This is a genomic window from Pantoea sp. RIT413 (genome assembly GCF_003057675.2).
Classification (GTDB): domain Bacteria; phylum Pseudomonadota; class Gammaproteobacteria; order Enterobacterales; family Enterobacteriaceae; genus Pantoea; species Pantoea eucrina.
In genome coordinates, this window is sequence record NZ_QBJB02000003.1 from 86,528 (window position 1) to 111,863 (window position 25,336).

Annotated in this window: 25 protein-coding genes; 14 read left to right on the top strand and 11 right to left on the bottom strand. The window is 60.6% G+C overall.

Annotated elements, in window-relative coordinates; all coding sequences use genetic code 11:
- Window positions 1–116 precede the first annotated feature (116 nt).
- Window positions 117–833 (top strand): ABC transporter ATP-binding protein, encoded by a 717-nt coding sequence (locus DBY66_RS05865; RefSeq protein ID WP_094112315.1) that lies wholly within the window; start codon window positions 117–119, stop codon window positions 831–833.
- Window positions 834–855: 22 nt separating this feature from the next.
- On the opposite strand, the gene bioD is transcribed toward DBY66_RS05865, so the two are convergent.
- From bioD to bioB, 4 genes are read right to left on the bottom strand one after another with little or no spacing between them, the layout of a single operon-like run.
- On the bottom strand, window positions 856–1,524 hold the full coding sequence (bioD, locus tag DBY66_RS05870) for a dethiobiotin synthase (protein ID WP_071669003.1): 669 nt from the start codon (window positions 1,522–1,524) through the stop codon (window positions 856–858).
- On the bottom strand, window positions 1,521–2,276 hold the full coding sequence (bioC, locus tag DBY66_RS05875) for a malonyl-ACP O-methyltransferase BioC (protein WP_108569707.1): 756 nt from the start codon (window positions 2,274–2,276) through the stop codon (window positions 1,521–1,523). The genes bioD and bioC overlap by 4 nt, the downstream gene beginning before the upstream one ends.
- Complete coding sequence (gene bioF / locus DBY66_RS05880) at window positions 2,260–3,408, bottom strand: 8-amino-7-oxononanoate synthase (RefSeq protein WP_108569706.1); 1,149 nt, start codon at window positions 3,406–3,408, stop codon at window positions 2,260–2,262. The genes bioC and bioF overlap by 17 nt, the downstream gene beginning before the upstream one ends.
- Window positions 3,409–4,440 carry a biotin synthase BioB gene (bioB, locus tag DBY66_RS05885; RefSeq protein ID WP_071669001.1) on the bottom strand — a complete coding sequence of 344 codons (1,032 nt, stop codon included), beginning with the start codon at window positions 4,438–4,440 and terminating at the stop codon, window positions 3,409–3,411.
- Window positions 4,441–4,525: 85 nt separating this feature from the next.
- Here bioB and bioA point away from each other — a divergent pair, with 85 nt between their 5' ends.
- Window positions 4,526–5,818, top strand: a complete 1,293-nt coding sequence (bioA, locus tag DBY66_RS05890; RefSeq protein ID WP_108569705.1) for an adenosylmethionine--8-amino-7-oxononanoate transaminase — start codon at window positions 4,526–4,528, stop codon at window positions 5,816–5,818.
- Between the two features lie 66 nt (window positions 5,819–5,884).
- Window positions 5,885–6,361: a kinase inhibitor gene (locus DBY66_RS05895; protein ID WP_065649814.1), complete on the top strand. Its 477-nt coding sequence runs from the start codon at window positions 5,885–5,887 to the stop codon at window positions 6,359–6,361.
- Between the two features lie 69 nt (window positions 6,362–6,430).
- On the opposite strand, the gene pgl is transcribed toward DBY66_RS05895, so the two are convergent.
- Entirely contained in the window at window positions 6,431–7,417 is a 987-nt protein-coding gene (pgl, locus tag DBY66_RS05900; protein WP_039383299.1) for a 6-phosphogluconolactonase, read from the bottom strand.
- A 148-nt stretch (window positions 7,418–7,565) separates the two neighbouring features.
- On the opposite strand from pgl, the gene DBY66_RS05905 reads away from it, so the two are divergent.
- Window positions 7,566–8,384 carry a pyridoxal phosphatase gene (locus DBY66_RS05905; protein WP_108569704.1) on the top strand — a complete coding sequence of 273 codons (819 nt, stop codon included), beginning with the start codon at window positions 7,566–7,568 and terminating at the stop codon, window positions 8,382–8,384.
- A 15-nt stretch (window positions 8,385–8,399) separates the two neighbouring features.
- Here DBY66_RS05905 and modC read toward each other — a convergent pair whose 3' ends face one another.
- The 4 genes from modC to DBY66_RS05925 form a co-directional block, all read right to left on the bottom strand.
- Entirely contained in the window at window positions 8,400–9,458 is a 1,059-nt protein-coding gene (gene modC, locus DBY66_RS05910; protein WP_094112177.1) for a molybdenum ABC transporter ATP-binding protein ModC, read from the bottom strand.
- Entirely contained in the window at window positions 9,458–10,150 is a 693-nt protein-coding gene (gene modB / locus DBY66_RS05915; protein ID WP_039383292.1) for a molybdate ABC transporter permease subunit, read from the bottom strand. The genes modC and modB overlap by 1 nt, the downstream gene beginning before the upstream one ends.
- Window positions 10,147–10,920: a molybdate ABC transporter substrate-binding protein gene (gene modA / locus DBY66_RS05920; protein WP_108569703.1), complete on the bottom strand. Its 774-nt coding sequence runs from the start codon at window positions 10,918–10,920 to the stop codon at window positions 10,147–10,149. Before modA ends, modB begins: the two co-directional genes overlap by 4 nt.
- Before the next feature lie 151 nt (window positions 10,921–11,071).
- Window positions 11,072–11,230, bottom strand: coding sequence for an AcrZ family multidrug efflux pump-associated protein (locus tag DBY66_RS05925; RefSeq protein ID WP_039383289.1), 159 nt, complete (start codon window positions 11,228–11,230; stop codon window positions 11,072–11,074).
- A 118-nt stretch (window positions 11,231–11,348) separates the two neighbouring features.
- Here DBY66_RS05925 and modE point away from each other — a divergent pair, with 118 nt between their 5' ends.
- From modE to gpmA, 6 genes are all read left to right on the top strand, one after another.
- Entirely contained in the window at window positions 11,349–12,131 is a 783-nt protein-coding gene (gene modE / locus DBY66_RS05930) for a molybdenum-dependent transcriptional regulator (RefSeq protein ID WP_071668998.1), read from the top strand.
- Between the two features lie 74 nt (window positions 12,132–12,205).
- Window positions 12,206–13,690 (top strand): molybdate ABC transporter ATP-binding protein ModF, encoded by a 1,485-nt coding sequence (gene modF / locus DBY66_RS05935; RefSeq protein WP_108569702.1) that lies wholly within the window; start codon window positions 12,206–12,208, stop codon window positions 13,688–13,690.
- A gap of 258 nt (window positions 13,691–13,948) precedes the next feature.
- Window positions 13,949–14,992 carry a galactose-1-phosphate uridylyltransferase gene (galT, locus tag DBY66_RS05940; protein WP_108569701.1) on the top strand — a complete coding sequence of 348 codons (1,044 nt, stop codon included), beginning with the start codon at window positions 13,949–13,951 and terminating at the stop codon, window positions 14,990–14,992.
- Window positions 14,993–16,141 carry a galactokinase gene (gene galK, locus DBY66_RS05945; protein ID WP_108569700.1) on the top strand — a complete coding sequence of 383 codons (1,149 nt, stop codon included), beginning with the start codon at window positions 14,993–14,995 and terminating at the stop codon, window positions 16,139–16,141.
- Window positions 16,135–17,169, top strand: a complete 1,035-nt coding sequence (galM, locus tag DBY66_RS05950; protein WP_104084675.1) for a galactose-1-epimerase — start codon at window positions 16,135–16,137, stop codon at window positions 17,167–17,169. The genes galK and galM overlap by 7 nt, the downstream gene beginning before the upstream one ends.
- Window positions 17,170–17,319: 150 nt before the next feature.
- Window positions 17,320–18,072, top strand: coding sequence for a 2,3-diphosphoglycerate-dependent phosphoglycerate mutase (gene gpmA, locus DBY66_RS05955; protein WP_104084674.1), 753 nt, complete (start codon window positions 17,320–17,322; stop codon window positions 18,070–18,072).
- A gap of 57 nt (window positions 18,073–18,129) precedes the next feature.
- On the opposite strand, the gene aroG is transcribed toward gpmA, so the two are convergent.
- Window positions 18,130–19,182: a 3-deoxy-7-phosphoheptulonate synthase AroG gene (gene aroG, locus DBY66_RS05960; protein WP_039383273.1), complete on the bottom strand. Its 1,053-nt coding sequence runs from the start codon at window positions 19,180–19,182 to the stop codon at window positions 18,130–18,132.
- Between the two features lie 294 nt (window positions 19,183–19,476).
- Between aroG and DBY66_RS05965 the strand changes: the two genes are divergently transcribed.
- The 4 genes from DBY66_RS05965 (at window position 19,477) to zitB (ending at window position 24,510) form a co-directional block, all read left to right on the top strand.
- Window positions 19,477–19,830: a YbgS-like family protein gene (locus DBY66_RS05965; RefSeq protein WP_108569699.1), complete on the top strand. Its 354-nt coding sequence runs from the start codon at window positions 19,477–19,479 to the stop codon at window positions 19,828–19,830.
- 105 nt (window positions 19,831–19,935) lie between these two features.
- Window positions 19,936–20,520, top strand: coding sequence for a response regulator transcription factor (locus tag DBY66_RS05970; protein WP_039383269.1), 585 nt, complete (start codon window positions 19,936–19,938; stop codon window positions 20,518–20,520).
- A complete protein-coding gene (locus DBY66_RS05975) occupies window positions 20,502–23,576 on the top strand; it encodes an ATP-binding protein (RefSeq protein WP_108569698.1) in 3,075 nt (1,024 codons plus the stop codon). Before DBY66_RS05970 ends, DBY66_RS05975 begins: the two co-directional genes overlap by 19 nt.
- Complete coding sequence (zitB, locus tag DBY66_RS05980) at window positions 23,551–24,510, top strand: CDF family zinc transporter ZitB (RefSeq protein ID WP_104084672.1); 960 nt, start codon at window positions 23,551–23,553, stop codon at window positions 24,508–24,510. Before DBY66_RS05975 ends, zitB begins: the two co-directional genes overlap by 26 nt.
- On the opposite strand, the gene pnuC is transcribed toward zitB, so the two are convergent.
- Complete coding sequence (gene pnuC, locus DBY66_RS05985; protein ID WP_071668994.1) at window positions 24,507–25,226, bottom strand: nicotinamide riboside transporter PnuC; 720 nt, start codon at window positions 25,224–25,226, stop codon at window positions 24,507–24,509. The two genes, zitB and pnuC, sit on opposite strands and share 4 nt — an antisense overlap.
- Window positions 25,227–25,336: the final 110 nt, after the last annotated feature.

Below are 25,336 nucleotides of genomic sequence, written 5' to 3' on the forward strand. Positions count from 1 at the left end.
AGGTTTAACAGGGACGCCCTGATGTCTGATACCACCGCGTTACTTAATCTGTCACTGCATGCCAGACGACACAGAGCGGGTGCATTCAGGCTAACTATCTGTAAGGAGAAGATCAGATGCTGAGTTTACGATCGGTGAATCAGTTTTATGGCCAGAATCAGATTCTGTGGGATGTCGATCTTGATCTGCCTCCGGGATCCTGCACCGGCGTGCTGGGCAGTCCGGGGATGGGGAAAACCACGCTGGTAAACTGCATTATGGGCCATCTGCCGGTCAACAGCGGCTCTATCTGCTGGCAGGAGGCGGGCTATCCGCCGGAGAACCTGCTGCTGCAGCCCGCCGTGCAGCGGGCGCGGATGGGCATCGGATATGTGCCGCAAAAGCGCCATATCTTTACGCAGATGAGCGTTGAGGACAATCTGCTGATCGCCCTGCTGGCGGCTGAAGATGAGCGCAACCGCGCCATTCCGGAGATGGTGTTTGAGCTGTTTCCCGCGCTCTATTCACTGCGCCATCAGCGCAGCGGTGAGCTGCCGGTTAATCTGCAGCAGCAGCTGGCACTGGCGCGCGCGCTGGTACTGAAACCGCGCCTGCTGATCCTCGATGAGCCTTCCGGTACGATGTCGCCGTGGCTGGAGGAGGAGACGGGCAACCTGATCCGGCGGCTCAACCGGGAGTATGGCCTGACCATCCTGCTGCTGGAGCAGCACGTCTCGTTTATACGCCGCGTCGCCGACTACTTTCTGCTGCTGCACCGCGGACGTAATGTGGCGCAGGGGCGCGTTGCGCAGCTGGACGATCTTACCGTGAACAAATGGCTGACGCCGGCCTGATGTCTTAAGGGATGCTTATCGCTCAGGGCAGCGTCAGGTAGCGTCCGCAGGTCGCCTGCTCCGTCCCGGACGCCAGCCAGGGGATTTCGCCCAGAAACGGCGCGTCGATGCGCTGGCGCAGCGACGCAATATATTCACGATGCCGCTTGCCCGGCGGCTGAATATCGTTTGCGATCCAGCCTGCCAGTGGTAAGCCGGCTGCCTTGATCGCCGCAGCGGTCAGCATGGCGTGATTAATACAGCCCAGCTTTACGCCCACCACCAGGATCACCGGCAGCTGCTCTGCGATGACCCAGTCCGCATAGGTCTGCGTCTCAGAAAGCGGCGTAAACCAGCCGCCCGCCCCCTCAACCAGCAGCCATTCAGCCTGCGCTTCCACGCTGCGCAGACCCGCCGAGAGCTGTGCAAAGTCGATCGGCCTGCCCTCTTCTGCGCTCACGATATGCGGTGAGGTCGGTTCCATAAATGCCAGCGGGTTAACCTGCTCATAGCGCAGCGGCACGCTGCTGTAGCGCTGCAGCGCCAGCGCATCGCTGTTGCGCACGCCCTCCGCCGTCATCTCACAGCCCGACGCTACCGGTTTATACCCTGCCGTACGCAGCCCGGCCGCGCTGGCCGCCTGCAGCAGCGCGCCGCTGGCAACTGTTTTTCCCACTTCGGTGTCGGTTCCGGTGATAAACCAGCGTTTCATTTTTGCAAAACTCCATACATCAGGTGATAAGTGAGGCGATAGCCCTGTTCATCCTGCGGCCAGTGCCGCTCAAGCTGCGCCAGCTGCTGACGCGTCAGTACGCTGTTGCTGCGTCCGCCGTGCAGGTGGGTCGCGCCAATTCCCTTCAGCGAGCGCATCGCACTCAGCGCATCCGGAAAGTGAAGCGTAACGATCTGCTGCGTGCTGCGCAGCGGCTGGGCCCGCGCGGCAGCGGCAACCTCACCGGCCTGAAGAAAGCGGTTGGCGTGACGACGGGAATCTATCGCTGCCCATGCGCGATCCACCTCCGGCAGCGATCCCGCCAGCAGCGTGGAAAAAAGCGCGGTGCCGCCGGGCCGCAGCACGCGATAAAATTGCTGCAGAGCCACGCTCAGATCGCTGCTCCACTGCACCGCCAGGTTGCTCCAGACACCATCCACGCTGCCGTCAGCCAGCGGCAGCCGGTCGATATCGCCCTGCAGATAATGGTGTGCCGATCGCTGGGCGCGCGCGGCGTCCAGCATCGGCAAAGAGAGATCGAGCGCGGTTACCCGACGGTCGCGATCGCGCCAGTACCGGCTGTACCAGCCGGTGCCGCAGCCGGCATCTAGCAGGTGCGGACCAAATCCGGCTGGCGCACAGGCCAGCAGCGCATCGCCGCTCAGGCGCTGCAGCGCGGCGTGCTGCTCATAGTGCGGCGCGGCGCGGCCAAACGCCTGCGCCACCGCCTGCTTGTTAACCTGCAGCGTCATACAGCGCCTCCAGCAGCGCGTCGATATCTTCCGGCTCATGCGCCGCCGTAAGGGTAATGCGCAGCCGGGCCGTACCGGGCGGCACGGTAGGCGGGCGGATGGCGCTGACCCAGCATCCCGCCTGCGCCAGCCGCTGCGAGAGCGCCAGCGCGGCCGCGTTCTCCCCCACAATCAGCGGCTGAATGGCGCTCTCTGAGGCGGGAAGGCTCCACGGCAGCTGCGCTGCGCCGGCGCGAAAGCGGCTGATATTGGCCCGCAGTCGTGCCCGCAGCGCATCGCCCTGCTGCACCTGCTGCAGCGCCGCCAGCAGCGCGCAGCACTGCGCCGGCGGCATGGCGGTAGAGTAAATAAGGTGGCGCGAGAACTGTTCAACGTAATCGGCGGTCGCATCATCGCACAGCAGCGCTGCGCCGCTGACGCCAAAGCCTTTGCCAAACGTCACCACCAGCAGCTCAGGTTTCACCTGCTGCTGCCAGCAGCTGCCGCGCCCCTGTTCACCGCTCACGCCAATGCCGTGCGCGTCATCGACCAGCAGCCAGCCGTCCGCAGCCCGGGTCGCCGCAGCAATCTCTGCCAGCGGTGCGCTGTCACCATCCATACTGAAAACGCCTTCGGTGACCACCAGCGTGGCGCCCGCCCCCGGCTGCGCCAGCAGCTTTTGCAGACTTGCCGGCTGATTATGCGCAAAACGCCGCAGCGTGGCCGGGCTGTGACTGGCAGCATCCAGCAGCGACGCGTGCGCCAGTTTGTCCGCCACGATGCGGTCCTGCTTCTGCGCCAGCAGATGAACAATCGCCTGGTTGGCGGCAAAGCCGGAGATAAACAGCAGCGCACGTGAATAGCCGAGCCAGCCTGCCAGCTGCTGCTCCAGCTCTGCGTGATAACGGCTATAGCCGGTCACATACGCGGACGCCCCTGCCCCGGCTCCCGCCTGCGCCGCACCCTGCTGCCAGGCCGCAATCACCGCCGGATGCTGGCTCAGCCCGAGATAGTCGTTACCGGAGAAGTGGCGATAGCGCTGACCGTCCAGCGTGATTTCCCGCACGCTGTTCTGCTCAACACAGCGCCGGTAGCGCCAGCCATCCGCGTTCCGGCGCGCCTGCAGCGCCCCGGTAATACGTTCAGCCCACATTTACACCGCCGCGTTGTAAAACTGCGGCGTGTCGGCCTCAGCCAGCTGCGCCTGCAGCTGATGCTGCTGTGCGTTATCCCCGCTCGCGGTTGTGGTATGTTCCGGATTCAGCCCCAGCTTGCGGAACAGGATCAGATCTTTATCCTCCTCCGGATTGGGCGTGGTCAGCAGTTTGCAGCCATAGAAAATAGAGTTAGCGCCCGCCATAAAACACATCGCCTGCGTCTGCTCGCTCATCTGCTCACGCCCCGCTGAGAGACGCACGTGCGAAGAGGGCATCATGATGCGCGCTACGGCGATAGTGCGGATAAAATCAAACGGCTCCACGTCAGCGTTATCCGCCATCGGCGTGCCTTTGACTTTTACCAGCATGTTGATCGGCACGCTCTCTGGCGGCACCGGCAGGTTTGCCAGCTGCACCAGCAGTCCGGCGCGATCCGTCACCGTTTCACCCAGACCGACAATGCCGCCGGAGCAGACCTTGATACCGGCCCCACGCACTTTATCCAGCGTATCGAGACGCTCCTGGTAGGTACGGGTCGTGATGACGCTGCCGTAAAATTCCGGTGAGGTATCCAGGTTATGGTTGTAGAAATCGAGTCCGGCCTCTGCCAGACGCTGCGCCTGGTTTTGTTCCAGCGTTCCCAGCGTCATGCAGGTTTCCATGCCGAGCGCTTTCACGCCCTGCACCATCTGCTCCAGATAAGGCATATCGCGTTCGTGCGGGTTTTTCCATGCGGCGCCCATGCAGAAACGGCTGGAGCCGGCCGCTTTAGCTTTACGCGCCGAGGCGAGCACCGCCTCCACCTCCATCAGCCGTTCTGACTCCAGTCCGGTTTTGTAGCGCGCGCTCTGCGGGCAATATTTACAATCTTCCGGGCAGGCGCCGGTTTTAATCGACAGCAGCGTGCTGACCTGTACCTGACGTGGGTCAAAATGCTGGCGATGCACCTGCTGCGCCTCAAACATCAGTTCCAGAAAAGGTTTATCAAACAGGGCCTGGGCCTGGGCCAGTGTCCAGCGGTTAGCCATTACATACTCCAAAAAGGGGTTCATCCCGACAATGATCGTGGTTATACTTGTAAACTAAATCTTTTCAAAATGGTTTACAAGACAGATGTTCACGCCTGACGACCTCGATTTTGACCGCCAGCATATCTGGCATCCCTACACCTCAATGCGCGACCCGCTGCCCTGTTATCCGGTGGTGGCCGCCCAGGGTTACCAGCTGCAGCTGGCAGATGGACGCGAGCTGGTTGACGGTATGTCGTCATGGTGGGCGGCGATCCACGGCTACAATCATCCGCGTCTCAACCAGGCACTGCAGCAGCAGATGGCGCAGATGTCACACGTGATGTTCGGCGGTATTACCCATCCGGCAGCAGTCGCGCTGAGCCGTCAGCTGGTGGCGATGACGCCTGAAGCGCTGGAGTGCGTGTTTCTGGCTGACTCCGGATCCATTGCGGTGGAAGTCGCGATGAAAATGGCGCTACAGTACTGGCTGGGTCGCGGCGAGAGGCGCCAGACATTCCTGACGCTGAAGCGCGGCTATCACGGCGATACGTTTGCGGCGATGGCGGTATGCGATCCGGAAAACTCAATGCACAGCCTGTGGCGTGGCTATCTGCCGGAGCATCTGTTTGCCGCTGCGCCGCAGTGCGGTTTCACTGATACATGGGATGATGCCGATTTCAGCGACTTCGCCCGGCTGGCGGAGCAGCACCATCGCGACATTGCCGCGGTGATCCTGGAACCGATTGTGCAGGGTGCGGGCGGGATGCGCTTTTACCATCCGCGCTATCTGCAGCAGGTGCGGGCGCTGTGCGATCGCTACGGGCTGCTGCTGATCGCCGATGAGATCGCCACCGGCTTCGGCCGCAGCGGGAAACTGTTTGCCTGTGAACACGCGGGCGTGACACCCGACATTTTATGCCTCGGTAAAGCGCTGACCGGCGGGACGATGACGCTCGCCGCCACGCTGACCACGCGCGAGGTGGCTGACACCATCAGCCGCAGCGCCGCTGGCTGCTTCATGCATGGCCCGACCTTTATGGGCAACCCGCTGGCGTGCGCAGTTGCCGCTGAAAGCCTGGCCATGGTGGCGGAAGGCGAGTGGCAGACGCAGGTCGCGGCGATTGAGCTGCAGCTGCAGCGGGAGCTGCTGCCGCTGCAGCTGCATCCCGCCGTGGCGCAGGCGCGCGTGCTGGGTGCCATTGGCGTTATCGAAACGCATCAGCCGGTGAATATGGCCGCGCTGCAGCAGTTCTTTGTTGAGCGCGGCGTCTGGATCCGCCCGTTTGGCCGGCTCATCTATCTGATGCCACCTTATCTGATTTCTGCGCAGGCGCTGAGCCAGCTCACCCGCGCCATTCGGGACGCGCTGGATCACACCGGCCATTTTCAGCCCTGACGCCGCTGGTATCTGCGGCGGTTTTGCACCATGATGGCCTTCCGCGATTAGCAAAAAGGAGGAGTTATGCGCCTGTTTAGTCAGGATTTTAACGACGGCGATAAGATGCCAGAGCGCCACGTGTTTAACGGCATGGGTTATCAGGGCGATAACCTGTCGCCCCATCTCGCCTGGGATGAGGTGCCGGAAGGGACAAAGAGCTTTGTCGTCACCTGCTACGACCCCGATGCGCCCACCGGTTCCGGCTGGTGGCACTGGGTGGTAGCCAATATTCCGGCTGAGGTCACGGTGCTGCCGCAGGGCGCCGGTTCCGGCGTGGCAGAGCTGCCTGAAAGCGCCATCCAGACCCGTACCGACTTCGGCCAGACCGGCTACGGCGGCGCCGCGCCGCCGCAGGGTGAATCACACCGCTACATTTTCAGCGTGCACGCGCTGGACGTGGAGACGCTGGATGTGGATGAAGGCGCCAGCGGCGCAATGGTCGGCTTTAACGTGCATTTCCATGCGCTTGCCAGCGCATCGGTTACGGTAAAATACGCCTGATCGCACCGGGCGCGCTTCGCTGCGCACCCTGATAAAGGTCGCCTCTGAGGGCGACCTTGCGTGACATCATCACGCCAGCGCGAGGATCGCTACCCACATCGGCCCCTGCCCGACCGCATAACGCGCCAGCGGCTGCAGCAGGCCACGCTCCGCAATCCGGTACACTTCAATATGATGCGATTTCTGTCCCGCAGCCACCAGGTAAGCGCCACGGCTATCGATATTAAAACCGCGCGGCTGCGTTTCCGTTGGCTGATGGCCCTCAATGGTCAGCGCATCGCCCGCTTCACTGACGCTGAACACGGTAATCGTGCTGCTGGTGCGATCGCAGGCGTAGAGCGACCGGCCATCCGGTGTGATATGAATATCTGCCGCCCAGCGTGTGCCGCTGAAATCAGCCGGCATCATATCCAGACTTTGTACGCACCTCATCTCGCCCTGCAGTGACCAGACATCCACCGTGCTGTTGAGTTCATTGACCACATAGCCATAAGCGCCGCCGGGATGAAACGCCATATGGCGCGGGCCTGCGCCTGCGGCAGTATTGACGTCTGCCTGCGCGTGCGGCGTCAGCGTGCCATCCTGATGCAGCTGAAAACGGCAGATGCGATCCTGCTTCAGCGCCGGCACCAGCAGCGTCTCGTTATCCAGGTCGATGTTGGCGGAGTGGCATCCCTCAAGGCCGTTGATCACCTGCGACGGGGCCTGCGGCAGGCCGTTCTCATCCAGCGGACTGATGCTGACGCAGGCGTCATTATAGGAGCCGCAAAAGAGAAACCGGCCTTCGCGATCGGTGGAGATATGCGTCGGGCTGCCTGGCAGCGGCGCTTCACCCGCCAGCGTCAGCGTTCCGTCTGCGGCGATGCGGTAGGCGAGCACGCGAAAATCGGGACGTACGCCCACATAAAGAAAATCTTTTTTCGGGCTCACCACCATTGGCTGCACCTGACCGGCCACATCGGTAACCTGCAGTAGCGTCAGCGCGCCATCTTCCTGAAGCTGCCAGGCGTGGATCTGCTGGCTCTCGGGACTGGCGGTATACACGACTTGTTTCATGCGTTTTTCCTTATTCGCTGCCTGATGAAAGGGATAACTGTAGCCTGTTTCAGCCGGCTACGCTGGCGGGATTTTTGCCCGCTTTTTTGTCTCAGCGCGGCTGGCAGGTGTAGACTTGATGCCTGGTTATTCAAAGACGGAACCCGTAATGAGCTATCGCGTAATCGCCCTCGATCTGGATGGCACCCTGCTGACACCCAATAAAACTATTCTGCCTGAATCGCTGGAGGTGCTGGCCCGCGCGCAGCAGGCGGGCGTTAAAGTGCTGATCGTTACCGGTCGCCATCACTGCGCTATCCACCCTTTTTATCAGGCGCTGCAGCTTGATACACCCGCAATCTGCTGTAACGGTACCTATTTGTATGATTATCAGGCAAAAAAAGTGCTGGCCGCCGATCCGCTGGCGAAAAGTCAGGCTGCAAGGGTAATAGAGATGCTTGATGAGGAGAACATTCACGGTCTGCTGTACGTCGACGATGCCATGCTCTACCAGGAGCCGACCGGTCACGTCACCCGCACGCTGAACTGGGCGCAATCGCTGCCGGAAGCGCAGCGCCCGCTGTTCCTGCAGGTGCCCAGCCTGGCGCAGGCGGCGCAGGATGCTGAAGCGATCTGGAAGTTTGCCCTGTCACATCCGGATACCCGCGCATTACAGCAGTTTGCTGAACGTACCGAAGCGGAGCTGGGCCTGGCGTGTGAATGGTCCTGGCACGATCAGGTTGATATCGCCCAGGCGGGTAACAGCAAAGGCAAACGCCTGGCGCAGTGGGTGGAGAGCCAGGGCTTCAGCATGCAGGAGGTGCTGGCGTTTGGCGATAACTATAACGACCTTAGCATGCTGGAGCAGGTGGGACTGGGCGTTGCAATGGGCAACGCCGATGATGCCATCAAAGCGCGCGCGGCCGAGGTGACCGGCACCAACCTTGAGCCGGGCATTGCAGAGATTATTCGCCGGGAAGTGCTGTGACGGCAGCCGCCTCCGTCAGGCAATAACTGAAACGCTTTTGAGCTGGACATAGAGCCACTGATCGACGCGAATGCCCAGCTCATCGCGTGCCCACGGCGTGATGCGTGCCCAGAGCTCGCTGCTGCCGATGCGGACCCTGACTTCGACCTGATCGTCAATATCCAGCAGCTCCATGACCTGCGCAGGCAGAATGTTACGCACGGAGGTATGCTGGGCTGGCTGCAGCGCCAGTGAGACATCGGCTGACGCGATGCGAATGCGCAGCGTGCTTTTTGCTGGCAGGTTAACGCGACTCACCCAGATATGCTGATCGCCCAGCAGCAGTGCGGTCATGGGATAGTAAGGATGCTGCTCCAGCACCTGCACGCGCAGCACGCTGGTGCGTTCGCTGACCGGCAGCCAGGGGCGCATTGCGCTGCTGCTCCAGACTTTCTCCAGCGGGCCTGCCGCTTTAACGCTGCCGTTATCCAGCACCAGCACGTTGTCCGCGAGCTGCACAATCTCATCCAGGCTGTGCGAAACGTAGAGCACCGGCACGGCAATCTGCTTTGTCAGCTGCTGCAGCCACGGCAGCAGCTCACGCTTGCGCGGCAGATCCAGTGACGCCAGGGGTTCATCCATCAGCAGCAGATCGGGCGCACTCAGCAGCGCCCGGCCAATCGCCACGCGCTGTTTTTCACCGCCTGAAAGCGTGGCCGGAAAGCGATCCAGCAGCGCATCCAGTCCCAGCAGCGTCACCAGCTGCGCAAACTGCGGCTTCATTGATGCGGCCATGCTGTACTGCAGATTGCCGCGCACCCGATAGTGCGGAAAGAGTCGCGCGTCCTGAAACACATAGCCGATACGCCGCTGCTCCGGCGGCAGATTGATGCCGCGCGCGCTGTCAAACAGCAGCCGCTCATTGATCTGTATGCGGCCCTGCTGCGGCTGGGTCAGGCCGCTGATAGCGTTGATCAGCGACGTTTTACCCGCGCCCGAGACGCCAAACACGGCGGTAATACCGTGCGCCGGCAGCGTCGTATCCAGCTCCAGCAAATGATCACCCAGCCGCTGGGAAAACTGCAGCGTCAGCATCAGGCGATCCCCCAGCGTTTGCGGCCCCAGCGCGCCAGTAATTCTGACGCCACCAGCGACAGCAGCGCCAGTGCGATAGCCACCGCACAGAGCCGCGCGGCGGTGCTTTCTGCACCCGGCGTTTCAATCAGGGAAAACATCGCGGAAGGAATGGTACGGGTTTCTCCGGGGATATTGGAGACAAAGGTGATCGTGGCGCCAAACTCCCCCAGCGAACGGGCAAACGCCAGCACGGTACCGGCAATAATGCCCGGCAGCGTCAGCGGCAGCGTAATAGTAAAGAAGACCCGCCAGCGCCCCGCTCCCAGCGTTCGCGCGGCCTGCTCCAGCCGGGTATCCACCGCCTCCAGCGCCAGCCGGATGGCGCGCACCATCAGCGGAAATGCCATCACCGCCGCCGCCAGCGCCGCACCGCGCCAGCTGAAGGCGAAGGTAAAGCCAAACCACTCCCAGAGCCAGGCACCGATCGCGCCGCGACGTCCCAGCGCCAGCAGCAGCAGATAGCCCACCACTACCGGCGGCAGCACCAGCGGCAGATGCACCAGGCTATCGAGCAGCGTTTTACCCGGAAAACGGCAGCGTGCCAGAATCCAGGCCATGAGAATGCCAAACGGCAGGCTGCACAGCACCGCCACGCAGGAAACTTTCAGGCTGAGCGCAACAGCCTGCCACTCGGGATCGCTCAGTATCATTTTTTCGGCGTAAATCCATACTGTTTAAAAATAGCTGCGGCCTCAGGTCCCTGCAGATAGTGCCAGAAGGCGCTGACCGCCGCGTTCTGATGCGCTTTGACTATGGCCATCGGATACTCCACCGGCGGATGAGAATCGGCGGGAAAACGCCCGGCTACAACAACCTCTTTACTCGCGACGGCGTCAGATCCATACACGATGCCATAGGGGGTTTCGTTACGCTCAACCAGCGCCAGCGCGGCGCGCACGTTGCTGGCTGGCGCAAGCTGTGACGCGAGCTGCTGCCAGGCGCCCAGCTTCTGCAGCGCTGCTTTGGCGTAAATCCCGGCGGGCACATGTGCCGGATCGCCCACCGCCAGACGCTGCCCCTGCAGCAGATTTTTCCAGTTGGTGGCGGCAGAGATGGTTACGGGTGCCGCGCCGGCAGCTTTAGGCGCGATCAGCACCAGATCGTTACCCAATAGCGTTACGCACGTCTCCGCTTCAATGCTCTGCTTTGCCGCCGCATCATCCATCCACTGCTGATCGGCAGAGATAAAGAGATCGGCCGGCGCGCCCTGTTCAATCTGGCGTGCCAGCGTGGAGGAGGAGGCAAACGAGGAGACCACTTCGGTCCCACTCTGCTGCTGATAGCGGGTAGCGATCTCCTGCAGCGCATTGGTCAGTGATGCTGCAGCAAACACCGTAATTTTATCAGCCGCCACCGCCTGGCCCGCCAGCGAAAGGGTCAGCGTAGCCGTAGCCAGCCAGTAAGAAGATTTGTTCAGCATGTAAGACTCCCTGTTTCGTTGTATACCGAATGATACAACGCCTGGGCAGATGCCGCTATGCGCAGCATGCGGATAAATATTATCAGAGTGGGTATCGGCAGGAGCGGGCGGAAATTGATAAAAAAACGCCCGCAGCGTGCGGGCGGGTCAATCAGTGCTGTGAGCTTTTCGCCGGGCGGTCATTGCGGCGGCCAAATTTGGAGATAATGTTAAACACCTCTCCGAGGCCGTAAATCAGACCCAGCATAATCGCCATCACAATCGGCACCATGATGACCGCGACGGCCAGGCTTTTTATCAGTTCCAGCATGGAAACCTCACGCAGAATTTAAAAAAGTGATTGTAGCGGCAGCGGAAAAAAAGGCGCTGCCCTTTTCGTGCTTTTACTTTACGCCGTACACTACCCGCTTCCGACTAAAGGAGCTGACATGCAAGCCGATCTCTCACTTCATATTCGTCTTCAGCAGAAACTGTTTGCCGATCCGCGCCGTATTGAACTGCTGCGGCGGGTTGCTGAGACGGGGTCAATCAGTCAGGGTGCCCGGCTGGCGGGCATCAGTTATAAAAGCGCCTGGGACGCCATCAACGAGATGAACCAGCTGGCGGATGAGACGCTGGTTGAGCGGGCTACCGGCGGCAAAGGCGGCGGCGGCGCCCGTCTGACGCGCTATGGCACACGACTGATCCAGCTGTTCGATCTGCTGGCGCAGATCCAGCAGAAAGCGTTTGATGCCCTGCAGCAGGATAACCTGCCGCTCGACAGCCTGCTGGCTGCGATTGCGCGCTTCTCGCTGCAGACCAGCGCGCGTAATCAGCTGTTTGCCACCGTGCGCAGCCGTGATAACCGGCCGGTGCAGCAGCATATTGAGGTGGTACTGGCCGATGGCGTGACCCCGGTTAACGTGGCGCTGACCGCGCGCAGCGCGCAGCGGCTGCAGCTGGTACCCGGAAAAGAGGTGCTGGTGCTGATCAAAGCACCGTGGATCCGGCTCGGTGACGAAGGAGAACCCGGCGATAACGCCCTCTCTGCTCAGGTCAGCGCCATTGAAGAGGGAGAAGAGATGAGCGAAGTGCTGCTGACGCTGAGCGGTGGTGAAACGCTGTGCGCTACTCTGAGCGCAGCGCAGCTGGCGCAACAGCCGCTGCGGCCAGGCGACGCAGTCACCGCCTGCTTTAGCGCTGAACAGGCGATTATTGCCACGCTAATCTGACGCCTCTGCCCTGATTGACTTCCGTAGCAGCGGCCGTTACAACAGTAACAACGATGCACAAACCGGAATAAATCATGTCTTTATTGCAGATTTCGCAAGGCACATTTCATCTTAGTCACCATCGCGCGCTCAGCATTAACGCGCTGACCGTTCAGCGCGGTGAGAGCTGGGCCTTTGTTGGCGCTAACGGCAGCGGTAAATCTGCCCTGGCCCGGGTGCTGGCAGGTGAACTTAACGCGGGAAAAGGCCACTTCAGCAGCGATTTTCGCCGGCCGATCCGCCTCTCATTTGAGCAGCTGCAGCAGCTGGTGAGTGAGGAGTGGGAGCGCAATAACACCGATATGCTCAGCGAAGGGGAAGAGGATACCGGCCGCACCGCTGCAGAGATCGTCCAGGCGGACGTCAGCGATGAAGCCCGCTGCCGCGCGCTGGCGCAGCAGTTTGGTATCCAGGATTTGCTGGATCGCCGCTTCAAATATCTCTCTACCGGTGAAACCCGCAAAACTCTGCTTTGTCAGGCGCTGATGGCAGAGCCGGATCTGCTGATCCTTGATGAGCCGTTTGACGGGCTGGACGTCGCGTCGCGCGCCAGCCTCACCGCGCTGCTGCAGCAGCTGCATACGCAGGGCTATACGCTGGTGCTGGTGCTGAACCGGTTTGAAGATATCCCCGATTTCATTCAGCAGGCGGGCGTGCTGGCAGAGTGCACCCTGACCCACGCCGGTGACCGCAGGACGCTGCTGGCGGAAGCGCTGGTGGCCCAGCTGGCGCACAGCGAACGATTGCAGGGCATGGCGCTGCCGGAGGCAGATCGCCCCGATCTGCTGCCGGCGCTGGCCGTTGACACGCCACGCGTAATACTGCGTCATGGCAGGGTCGCCTATGATGATTGTCCTATCATCGATAACCTCAGCTGGCAGGTTAACGCCGGCGAACACTGGCAGATTACCGGGCCAAACGGCGCCGGCAAATCCACCCTGCTTAGCCTGGTGACCGGCGATCATCCGCAGGGCTACAGCAACGACTTAACGCTGTTTGGCATCCGGCGCGGCAGCGGCGAAACCATCTGGGATATTAAGCAGCATATCGGCTACGTCAGCAGCAGCCTGCACCTTGACTACCGGGTAAGCTGCAGCGTGCGCACCGTGGTGCTCTCCGGCTTTTTTGACTCGATTGGCCTTTACCAGGCCGTTTCAGAGCGGCAGAAAGCGCTGGCGCGTCAGTGGCTGGCGCTGCTCGGCATGGATAACTCGTTGGCAGATGCCCCTTTTCACAGCCTCTCCTGGGGTCAGCAGCGGCTGGTGCTGATTGCGCGCGCGCTGGTTAAACATCCCGCCCTGCTGATTCTGGATGAGCCGCTGCAGGGGCTGGACCCGATTAACCGTCAGCTGGTACGCCGCTTTACGGATGTGCTGATTGGTGAAGGCCGCACCCAGCTGCTGTTCGTCTCGCACCACGCTGAAGATGCGCCGCGCTGTATTACCCATCGCCTCAGCTTTGTCAAAACCCCACAGGGTTACTGTTATCAGCAGGAGGCGTTGCACACGCCGCAGCCCTGACCGCGTTCTGCCCCGCTTACTCTGCCTTGCCGATCGCCTGCTCCGTCAGGCAGGCGACCGGTGCCTCACCTGCTAATGTAATCGCTACCACTAATCTGTGCTAAATTTGAATCCATCTGTTTCACAGACCGCAAAATTAAGAATAAGCGACTTGTGTAAACGATACCATTTATCCAGACTTGATCACGCTTTTGCCTGCGGGCATATGCTAGTTTGAGCGCAGAAAACGTTTACTGTTTGCCGTTACCAGGACAAGTTATGCAAAAATTTAATCCGGTGGATCATCCGCATCGCCGCTATAACCCGTTAACCGATCAGTGGGTCCTGGTGTCACCGCACCGGGCGAAACGCCCGTGGCAGGGCGCGCAGGAGACGCCAGCGCGTGAGACGCTGCCGGCGCACGATCCCGACTGCTTCCTGTGCGCGGGCAATACCCGTATCACCGGTGATAAAAACCCTGATTACACCAACACCTATGTTTTCACTAACGACTTTGCTGCGCTGATGGAGGAGACCCCGGATGCACCGCAGAGCGACGACCTGCTGATGCGCTGTGAAAGCGCCCGCGGCACCAGCCGGGTGATCTGCTTTTCGCCCGATCACAGCAAAACGCTGCCGGAGCTGTCGCTGAGCAACCTTGAAGCCATTGTTGCGACCTGGCAGCAGCAGAGCGCTGAGCTGGGACAGCACTATCCGTGGGTGCAGGTGTTTGAGAACAAAGGCGCGGCCATGGGCTGCTCCAATCCGCATCCGCACGGTCAGATCTGGGCTAACAGCTTTCTGCCTAATGAAGCGCAGAAAGAGGATGATAACCAGCGCCGTTACTATGCCGAAAAAGGCACGCCGCTGCTGCTGGATTACGCGGCACGCGAGCAGCAGGACGGCAGCCGTACCGTCGTGGAGACGGCACACTGGATCGCCGTAGTACCGTGGTGGGCCGCCTGGCCGTTTGAAACCCTGCTGCTGCCAAAAACGCACGTAAGACGCCTGACCGAACTCAGCGCAGAGCAGAGCAGCGACCTGGCGCGCGCGCTTAAGCTGCTGACCAGCCGCTATGACAATCTGTTCCAGTGCTCATTCCCCTATTCGATGGGCTGGCACGGCGCGCCGTTTACCGAAGAGGCCGGCGATCACTGGCAGCTGCATGCGCACTTCTATCCACCGCTGCTGCGCTCGGCAACGGTGCGTAAATTTATGGTCGGCTATGAGATGCTGGCTGAAACCCAACGTGATTTAACGGCGGAGCAGGCAGCAGAACGTCTGCGCTCTGTCAGCGATATCCATTTTCGTGAGGCGCAATAAATGTCTTTGAAATCGACTACCCGGCAGCTGTTCGCTGACACCTTTGGTTATGCTGCCACCCATACCATTCAGGCGCCGGGCCGCGTCAATCTGATTGGTGAACACACCGATTACAACGACGGCTTTGTGCTGCCGTGCGCTATCGATTATCAGACGGTAATCGCCTGCGCACGCCGCGACGATCGCCAGGTCCGGGTGATCGCCATGGATTATGACAACCAGCAGGATAGCTTCTCGCTGGATGCGCCGATCGAACCGGTAAAAGAGTCGATGTGGGCCAACTATGTGCGCGGCGTGGTGAAACACCTGCAGCAGCGTGACGCCGGCACCGGCGGCGTGGATATGGTGATCAGCGGCAACGTGCCGCAGGGCGCCGGCCTCAGCTCCTCTGCGTCACTGGAAGTGGCCGTCGGCACGGTATTCCGTGAACTCTGGCAGCTGGATCTCGATGGCGCGGCGATTGCGGTCAACGGCCAGGAGGCGGAGAACCAGTTTGTTGGCTGTAACTGCGGCATTATGGATCAGCTGATTTCAGCACTCGGCAAACAGGATCACGCCATGCTGCTCGACTGCCGCACCCTGGCGACCCGTGCGGTGCCGATGCCGGACAACGTCGCCGTGGTTATTATCAACAGCAATTTCCGCCGCTCGCTGGTAGGCAGTGAATATAATACCCGCCGCGAGCAGTGTGAGACCGGCGCGCGCTTCTTTAACAAACCGGCGCTGCGCGACGTCACGCTGGAGGAGTTTGAAGCACGCGAGCATGAGCTGGATAAGCTGGTGGCGAAGCGCGTGCGTCATGTTATTACCGAAAACGCCCGGACGCTGGAAGCGGCCGACGCGCTGAGTCAGGGCGATCTTGAACGCATGGGCGAGCTGATGGCGGCTTCACACGCCTCTATGCGCGACGATTTTGAAATCACCGTACCGGCAATCGATCAGCTGGTGGCGATTGTTAAACAGGAAGTGGGTCCGCACGGCGGCGTGCGCATGACCGGCGGCGGCTTTGGCGGCTGCATCGTGGCGCTGATGCCGGCAGAGCGGGTAGATCAGGTCAGAGCGGCCGTGGCGGAAAAATATGAAGCGCAGACCGGTATCAAAGAGACCTTCTACGTCTGCAAGGCCTCAGAGGGAGCGGGTCAATGGTAAGCGACGTCAACTCCCATGCGCCAGACGGACAGCCGTGGCGCATCACGGTTCTGCGCAACCGTCACGGCATGGTGGCCACCTTTATGGACTGGGGTGCCACCTGGCTTTCGGCGCGCGTGCCGATGCAGGATGGCAGCGTGCGTGAAGCGCTGCTGGGCTGCGCCACGCCGTCAGATTATCTGCATCAGGACGCCTATCTCGGCGCCACGATTGGCCGCTACGCCAACCGCATCGCGCAGGCTGAGCTAAAGACGCTTAATCTGAAGCTGGCTGCCAATCAGGGGCCGCATCAGCTGCACGGCGGGCCGGAAGGGTTTGACAAACGCCGCTGGCAGATTGTCAGCCAGAGCGACAGCAGCGTGCACTACCGGCTCGACTCGCCGGATGGCGATCAGGGCTATCCGGGTAATCTTATCGCCTCCGTGACCTATGAACTCACGGAGGATAATACGCTGGCGATCCGCTATCAGGCGGAGACCGATCGCGCCTGCCCGGTTAACCTGACAAATCACGCCTACTTTAACCTTGATGCGCATCATGGCGACGCCCGCCAGCATCGGTTACAACTGCAGGCAGATCGTTACCTGCCGGTAGACAGCGCGGGCATCCCCGCTGCGCCGCTGAAAGCCGTTGCGGCGACCAGCTTCGACTTCCGCCAGCCTAAGCGCGTGGCGGACGAGTTTCTGGCTGATGCCGATCAGCAGGCGGTCAAAGGCTACGATCACGCGTTTTTACTGAACGCGGCAGGCGACATTACGCAGTGTGCCGCCGGGCTATGGTCCGCTGACGGCGCGCTGCAGCTCAGCGTGTTTACCACGGCACCTGCGCTGCAGTTCTATACCGGCAACTACCTGGCGGGAACGCGCGCCCGCGAGCAGGAGAGCTATACTGCTTTCCAGGGCATTGCGCTGGAGAGTGAATTTTTACCCGATTCGCCTAACCATAGCGAGTGGCCGCAGCCCGATTGCTGGCTGCAACCCGGTGACATCTGGCGCTCAGAGACGCGGTATCGCTTTACGGCACACTGAGACGACGGCTGAAAAACGCGCACTGCGTATGCGACAGACTTACGCCGTGCGCCGTTTTCCGTTATGGTATGGCGCTATCAGTGTGCCGCCGCTTCAGGCGGCCGCAGCCGGGTTCATTACTAATCTACTTAAGCATTAAGGAGTAAAGCTATGGCCGTAACTAAGCTGGTTCTGGTCCGCCACGGCGAAAGCCAGTGGAATCAGGAAAACCGCTTCACCGGATGGTATGATGTGGATCTCTCTGACAAAGGTCGTACCGAAGCGAAAGCGGCGGGTCAGCTGCTGAAGAAAGAGGGCTTCGTGTTCGATTTCGCCTATACCTCCGTGCTGAAACGTGCCATCCACACCCTGTGGAACGTGCTGGATGAACTGGATCAGGCCTGGCTGCCGGTAGAGAAAACCTGGCGTCTGAATGAGCGTCATTACGGCGCACTGCAGGGGCTGGATAAAGCAGAAACCGCGGCTAAATATGGCGACGATCAGGTTAAACAGTGGCGTCGTGGTTTTGCCATTACTCCGCCAGAACTGGATCGCAGCGATGAGCGTTTCCCCGGCCATGATGCACGTTATAAATCACTGACCGATGCACAGCTGCCAACGACCGAAAGCCTGGCGCTGACCATTGATCGCGTCATCCCTTACTGGAACGAGACCATTCTGCCGCGCATCAAAAGCGGTGAGAAAGTTATCATCGCCGCACACGGTAACTCGCTGCGCGCACTGGTAAAATATCTCGATAACATGAGCGAAGATGAGATCCTCGAACTGAACATCCCGACCGGCGTGCCGCTGGTGTATGAGTTCGATGAAAACTTCAAGCCAATCAAACACTACTATCTGGGTGATGCCGATGAGATCGCAGCGAAAGCCGCGGCCGTGGCAAACCAGGGTAAAGCGAAGTAAACCTCCGCAGTAAACCTGAAGGCCAGACGTTTGTCTGGCCTTTTTTATGACTTACTTTCAGCCGCGACGGGTACGGATCGCCTGCGCCAGCTGACGCAGCGCTGTTTCCGTATCTTCCCAGCCAATGCAGGCATCGGTTACGCTCTGGCCGTACACCAGCGGCTTCCCGCTCTCCAGGCTCTGATTGCCTTCAACCAGATGGCTCTCAATCATCACGCCGGTAATCGCCTGCTCGCCGCCGGCAATCTGCTGTGCCACATCTTCCGCCACAACCATCTGCCGCTGGAACTGCTTGCTGCTGTTGGCATGGCTGAAATCGATCATCACCTGCGGACGCAGGCCCGCTTTTTCCAGCCCGCTCTTCACTGCCGCAACGTGCTCAGCGCTGTAGTTTGGCTCTCTGCCGCCGCGCAGGATGATGTGGCAATCTTCATTGCCGCGCGTCTCAACGATAGCCGAGTGCCCATATTTGGTTACTGACAGGAAGCAGTGCGGCGCGCTGGCCGCGCCAATGGCGTCAATAGCGACTTTGATCGTGCCGTCGGTGCCATTTTTGAACCCTACCGGACAGGAGAGACCGGAAGAGAGTTCGCGATGCACCTGCGATTCGGTGGTGCGTGCACCGATGGCGCCCCAGCTCATCAGATCGGCCATATATTGCGGCGTGATCATATCCAGAAACTCGCCGGCAGCCGGCAGACCGGTGTCGTTGATATCCACCAGCAGCTTACGCGCCAGACGCAGTCCTTCATTAATCTGAAAGCTGCCATCCATGTGGGGATCGTTAATCAGCCCTTTCCAGCCCACCGTGGTGCGCGGCTTTTCAAAATAGACGCGCATCACCACTTCCAGCTCGCCGCTCAGCTCATCGCGCAGCGTCAGCAGGCGTGCAGCGTACTCTTTCGCCGCTGCCGTGTCGTGGATTGAGCAGGGACCGATCACCACCAGCAGGCGATCGTCCTCGCCATGCAAAATGCGGTGAATGGCCTGACGCGCCTGCGATACGGTCGCCGCCGCGCGCTCCGTTGCCGGATATTTCTCCAGCAGCGCTACCGGGGGAAGTAACTCTTTGATCTCTTTAATGCGTAAATCGTCGTTCTGGTAATCCATACTTATTCCATTCAGATTTTCGCCCTGCGTGCGCCGGACGTAACCCCTTCAATCTATCCCTTCAGCCGGCATGAGTAAATTAAGAGCGTTATAAAATGCTTTTGTCTCATTTGCATTTATAGAGCCATAGACTAAGCTTTTAAACGTAAGCACTGAGGAACGAGTCGCTTACACTATATATTTTTACGCCGAACACTCCTGACGAAATTTAATTTCGTTACGGCCCGCTTTTTTCGTCACACAGCACCCGTGGGTGTCAAACGGCAACTATCCATTTATTACAGGAGCATAATGATGAATAAGTTTGCAATTGTTTTTCTGACGGCAGCAATGACTCTGGGTAGCGGTGCAGCGATGGCTGCAAACAACAATGGACAGGCCAACGCATCAGCTGAAGCGGGTGCGGCAGCGGGCGGCGCAAAACAGAATCTGCCTCCGCACAATGTTGATAATAGCGATATCAACACCGGCAACACCAATACCAACGGCGCAGCAATGTCAGGCACTGAGTCAGGCGATATGTCTGCCAAAGAGGTGCACAAAAACACCATGTGTAAAGATGGCCGCTGCCCGGACATGAACAAAAAAGTCGAAACCCAGTCGGGTAGCGACAACGTGAATACCAAAACCGACGGCACAACTCAGTAAGAGATGTCTCTGCGGTAATCAGGGCGAGCGCAGGCTCGCCCTTTATTTTTGCCGGCCCCGCTTTTCCGCTATGCTAACCGCCATGAAATTCACAGGAACGGTGACATGGCTACCCTACTGCTTATTGACGATCACCCGCTGGTTGAAGTCGCACTTCAGGCTGCCTGCCAGCACGCCCCTATTCCTCTGCAGCTCTATGCCGCCGCTGATGAATCTCAGGCACGCGCCTGCCTGCAGCAGCATAATATTGACGTCATTATTCTTGATATCGGCCTGCCGGATTGTGATGGTCTGGAGCTGCTGCGCCGCCTGCGCGCCCGCGATGCACAGCGCCCGGTGCTGATCTACTCTGCACAGCAGAGCCGCCACACCTTACTGAGCGCCGCTTCGCTGGGGGCGGCAGGCTATGTGGTGAAAAGCCAGAGCATGGCTCAGCTGCTCAGCGCCATCCTTGCAGTGCTGGGGGGACAGCAGGCCTTTCCGCCGCTGCCGGAGCGCCTGGACCTGCCGCTGACGGAGAAAGAGCAGCAGATTGTAGCGCTGCTGGTGCGCGGCCTCTCTAACCTGCAGATTGGTGAGCAGCTGCATATCAGCAATAAAACCGTCAGCACGCATAAAAAAAATATCATGGCCAAGACCGGCGTAACCTCGGTGGTTGAGCTGGCTGAACTGTGGAAAGCGCAGCAGTGAAGCGGCTCTGGCTGCTCTGCTTGCTGCTGGTAGCCGGCGCACGCGCTGAACTGCTGCCCGCCAGCAGCGTCATGCTGCCTGCGGTTATGCCGGTGCCTCACGCTGCGCCACCGCCCGCCACGCAGCTGCGCGTGGCGGTGCCGGTGCAAAATAGCGCGCCCTGGTCGATGCGCATCGGCGATCGCCTGTGGGGCATTGATGCTGACTATCTCAGCGCCCTCAGCCAGCAGAGCGGCGTACGGTTTCAGCTGCAGGGCTACCCTGACCGGAGCGCGCAGCTGCAGGCGCTGAAGCGCGGTGAGGTGGACCTGGTTTTGACGACTGAAAGCGCACCGCTGCCTGCCGGCGCCTCGCTCAGCGCCAGCTGGTTCAGCACGCCGCTCCGTATTTACCGCAACCGTGCAAATCAGCGCGCGGTAATGTTTAACAGCGATAACGCTCAGCTGACGATTGCCGGCAGCACGCTGACGCAGCTGCCGCCGGAGCTGGCAGCGCGCCACCGCTGGCATCCGCTGGCCGGCAACTTACAGGCGCTCTACGCCCTGCTCAATCAGCAGAGTGATTATCTGGTCGCCGATGAAGCCAGCGCCGGCTTTCTGCTCAGCCAGCTGCAGCAGGGAGAGATCTACCAGATCACCGCCGATCCGGATGCGGTACTGACGCTGCGCACGATCGCCCGCGATCCGGCGCTGACAACATGGATCGATGCGCAGCTTCGCCTGCTGCCGGCGGAGTTCAGCCGGCAGGTTGCTCAGCGCTGGAGCCCGCCGCTGCCGCGCTATCAGGATACGCAGACGCTGATGCTCAGCCCGGCAGAGCAGCAGTGGCTGGCGGCGCATCCCGTTGTCACCTACGCCGCCGCGCCAGATAATGCCCCCTGGAGCTACCGGGACGCCAGCGGTAACGCGCGCGGCTTTGGTATTGACCTGCTTAATGCGCTGGGCCAGAGCACCGGCATCCGCTTCACGCCGCGCTGGGTCGCTAACCCGCAGCAGGCGCAGGCGCTGCTGGCACAGCAGGCGGTGATGCTTACGCTGCTGGAGCCTCTGGATACGCCCGATGCGGCCTCCACCACGCTTCCGGTATGGCGTGCTATCTGGGGCGTTTACAGCCGGATGCCGCTTGCGCCTGCCGACTGGTCCTCGCTGCAGGGCAAACGTCTTGGCGTACTGCGCGGCGATCTGGCCCGTCAGCTGCTGCCGCCGGGTATTACGCCACAGTGGTTTGACGACCGCACCCGGCTCTGGCAGGCGCTCGGCAGCGGACAGATTGATGCGCTGGTGGATAATGTGATCTCAGCACGCTGGCGGCTGGCCAGCCGCGATGACACCGCGCTGCGTCTGGCGTTTGCCGCCAGCGATATCGCCTGGCCGATGGCGCCCCGGGTAACCCCGCAGCAGCCGCAGCTGCGCGCCCTGCTCGATCGCGCGCTGCAGCAGATACCGCCAGAAACGCTGAACCAGATGCGGGCAAGCTGGGCGCAGCCGCCGCAGCCCGGCAGCACGATGATGATGCGCAGCATACCAAAACTGCTGCTGTTTGCAGCGGCGCTGATTATTGCAGGGCTGCTGCTGCTGCAGCTGCGTCACGTGCTGCAGCAGCGGCGTGAACGGCGGCAGCGCGCAGAAGCGGAGCGCGCCAGTGCGGCTAAAAGCCAGTTTCTCGCGACCGTCAGTCATGAACTGCGCACGCCGATGCAGGCGATCCTTGGCCTGCTGGAGCTGGAACAGCAGCAGCATGTGCCCTCACGGGTCGCGCTGATGCACAGCAGCGCCCGCTCGCTAATGGCGCTGCTGAACGATTTGCAGGATCATGCGCGGATTGAGAATCAGAGTTTCCGCCTGAATCCGCACCCGCTGAATCTCTCCCGCTGGCTGCAGCAGCAGCGGCAGCTTTACCATCCGCTGATGCGCCCCGGCGGTCCGCAGCTGCGCGTAACGGCCCTGACGCCGCTGCCCGCCAGCGTGCTGCTGGATAGCGATCGCCTGCAGCAGGTCATTAATAACCTGGTGGCTAATGCACTGAAGTTCACCCGTGAAGGCGAAATAAGCCTTACGCTGGCGGCAGAGGAGCAGATTACGCTTGTTGTAACGGACAGCGGCAGCGGCATTCCGCTCAGCGAACAGGCACACCTGTTTGAGCCATGGTATCAGGCGCCGTCTGGCCGGCGTCATGCGGTACAGGGCAGCGGTCTGGGGCTCTTTATCTGCCGGGAAATCGTACAGCGAATGGGCGGTACGCTGCAGCTGAGCTCTGCGCCGGGCCAGGGCACGCGCGTCAGCGTAACGCTGCCGCTGACGCCCTGTGACATTGCGGATGCCGGCGACGATCCGGTCTGGCCGCGCTATCCGCAGCTGCGGGTGGCGATTGTTGACGATCATCCCGCTAATCTGCTGGTGCTGCAGCAGCAGCTGGCTACTTTTGGCATTCAGGCTGAGACCTTTGATGCGGGACGCGCCCTGCTGCTCGCCGATGCCAGGCAGCCGTTTGATGTGCTGTTTATCGATCAGATGATGCCGCATCCCGATGGCCTGACGCTGCTGCGCATTCTGCGCCGCCGCCAGCGGCAACGACCACACCCTGCCCTGCGCGTGATCTGTTCCGCCGACGTGCAGCGCTTGCGCCTGCCGCTGCAGGCGCATGAGGCGCAGCTGGTGAAGCCCGTTACGCTGCAGGCGCTGGCCGCGCTGCTGGCGCAGGCGCAGTCCGATCCGCTGGCGCAGCTGCCGGCAACGCTGCAGCAGCTGGCTCAGCACGACGCCAGCTGGCTGCCGCGCATCTGTGAAACGCTGCAGCGCGCCGTTACGCAGGATCGCGATGCGCTGCTGCAGGCCAGCGGGCAGCGCGACTGGGCGGCGATTGAAAAAGCGGCTCACCGCCTGAAAGGCAGCTGGCTGATGCTGGGCATTGAAGATGCCGCCGGAGCGTGTCAGCAGCTGATTGACGCCGCGAAACAGCAGCAGCTCCATCCTGACACGCTCAATTTACTGATATTATTAACCAACAGGCTACTCAACCAACTGGAACGCTATGGCACACTCTCACTCTCACGGTGACCACAATGCTAATCGCACCCGCCTGGCGGCGGCGTTTAGCGTCACGGCACTGTTTATGCTGGCCGAAGTGATCGGCGGCCTTCTTTCAGGTTCACTGGCGCTGCTGGCCGACGCCGGACATATGCTGACCGACGCCGCCGCCCTGCTGATGGCGCTGCTGGCGGTGCAGTTTGCGCGCCGTAAACCCAATGCGCGGCATACCTTTGGCCTGCTGCGTCTGACCACCCTGGCGGCGTTTGTAAACGCGATTGCGCTGCTGGTGATCACCGTGCTGATTGTCTGGGAGGCGATCCGGCGTTTTACTCATCCGCAGCCGATTGAGGGCGGCCTGATGCTCGGTATCGCTATCGCCGGGCTGTTTGCTAACCTGCTTTCATTCTGGCTGCTGCATCGCGGCAGCGGCGAGAAAAATCTCAACGTGCGCGCCGCCGCGCTGCACGTCATGGGCGATCTGCTTGGTTCGGTGGGCGCCATTGCCGCCGCGGTTATCGTTATGCTTACCGGCTGGACGCCCATCGATCCGATTCTTTCACTGCTGGTTTCCGTGCTGGTGGTGCGCAGCGCCTGGGCGCTGCTGCGTGAAAGCCTGCATGAGCTGCTGGAGGGTGCACCGGTGAATATCAACATTGATAAGCTGGCGCGCGAGCTGAAGCTGAACATCGATGAGGTGCGTAACGTTCACCATATTCACCTGTGGCAGGTGGGAGAGAAGCCGGTGCTTACGCTGCATGTTCAGGTGGTGCCGCCGTACGATCACGACGGCCTGCTGCGAAAAATTCATCACTATCTGCATCAGCACTATCAGATTGAACATGCCACGGTGCAGATGGAGTATCAGGCGTGCAGCCTGCCCGACTGCGCGCTCGGTTCAGAACACGCCGCTGATGACGATCATCATACGGTGCTGGACGGACACGCGCATCATCATCACTAACCCGCCAGCGCACGTGAGCCCTGCTCGCGTGCGCTCTGTATCCACAGACGCGAGCCGTTCAGCGCAATCAGCGTGAGAATGGCGTACTCCAGCGACATCGCATATACCCCCTGCCGGGCAAAAATCATTACGCTAATGACGTTGATGACCACCCACAGCAGCCAGTTTTCGACATATTTACGCGTCATCAGAATCATTGCCACGACAGAGAGCACCATCATGCAGGAATCCCAGAAGGGAAACGCGTCAGGCTGCAGCTGCGGCATGCTGACCTGCAGGCCGATTCCCTGCATGATCTGCACTGCGCTGCGGGTAAGGAAGCCAAACACCACATCGATATAGCGCGTCATCAGCGCAATCGCAATAACGCAGGCGGCGCCCCATGCCAGCGCTTTCGGCAGCGACAGCCAGCGAATTTTTAACGCGCGCTCATGGTCACTGGTTTGCCGGCTCCATGCGTACCAGCCATAGAGATTGGCGACAAAGAAAAAGAGCTGCAGCAGCAGGCTGGCATAGAGCTGGATCTGAAAGAAAATCACCGCAAACAGCGTGACGTTGATCAGACCAAACAGGTAGTTACTGATTTTTTCCTGGCTTGCCAGCCAGATACAGAGCAGCCCGGCCAGCGTGCCGAACGCTTCAATCCATGAGAGGTCGTATCCGCCGGCGCCCAGAGGGATATGTACCAGGATATTTTGCGTGCTGAAAATGTCCATTACTGGCTCCTGTGCCTGAAATGCAGGGTGCGTAAAAGAGCGGTTCGCCTGCCGCCGATCCGGTGGCGCACTACCGCATCAGTGTTTTATATAATTAACAACAGAAGCCA